The sequence below is a fragment of the Nocardia amamiensis genome, assembly GCF_015477605.1.
Lineage (GTDB): Bacteria > Actinomycetota > Actinomycetes > Mycobacteriales > Mycobacteriaceae > Nocardia > Nocardia amamiensis_A.
In genome coordinates this window covers 1-774 of the sequence record NZ_JADLQX010000186.1, presented here as the reverse complement: position 1 = coordinate 774, position 774 = coordinate 1, and the positions used below count along the sequence as shown (strand labels likewise).

The following is a 774-nucleotide window of genomic DNA, read 5'->3' as shown; positions in this document are numbered from 1 at the left end:
CGGGTCGAGGAGGGTGGAGGTGTCGCCGAGTTCGCGTCCTTCGGCGACGTCGCGTAGCAGGCGGCGCATGATTTTGCCGGAGCGGGTTTTGGGGAGTTCGGGCACGATGTGGATTTCGCGGGGTTTGGCGATGGGGCTGATTTCGCGGGAGACCTCGGCTTTGAGTTCGTTCACGAGGTCTTGGCCGGTGTTTTCGGTGTCGGCGGTGAGGATGACGAAGGCGACGATGCCTTGGCCGGTGGTGGGGTCGGTGGCGCCGACGACGGCGGCTTCGGCGACGCCGGCGTGGCCGACGAGGGCGGATTCGACTTCGGCGGTGGAGATGCGGTGGCCGGAGACGTTCATGACGTCGTCGACGCGGCCGAGGACCCAGAGGTCGCCGTCGGTGTCGAGTTTGGCGCCGTCGCCGGCGAAGTACCAGCCGTGCCGGCTGTAGCGTTCCCAGTAGGTGGCGTGGTAGCGGTCGGGGTCGCCCCAGATGCCGCGCAGCATGGACGGCCAGGGGTGGTCGAGGACGAGGTAGCCGTTGGCTTCGGTTTCGCCGAGTGGGACGGGGTTGCCGTCTTCGTCGACGACTTTCGCGGAGATGCCCGGCAAGGGTCGCATGGCGGCACCCGGTTTGGTGGTGGTGACGCCCGGCAGTGGGGAGATCATGATGGCGCCGGTTTCGGTTTGCCACCAGGTGTCCACGATCGGGGTGTTGTCGGCGCCGATGACGTGCCGGTACCAGCGCCAGGCTTCGGGGTTGATGGGTTCGCCGACGGTGCCGAGCAG

1 protein-coding gene is annotated in these 774 nt (G+C 67.7%); it reads right to left on the bottom strand.

What is annotated here, in order from left to right; all coding sequences use genetic code 11:
• Positions 1–774: AMP-binding enzyme (locus tag IU459_RS37385; RefSeq protein ID WP_195134289.1), on the bottom strand; the 774-nt coding region annotated here is incomplete at both ends.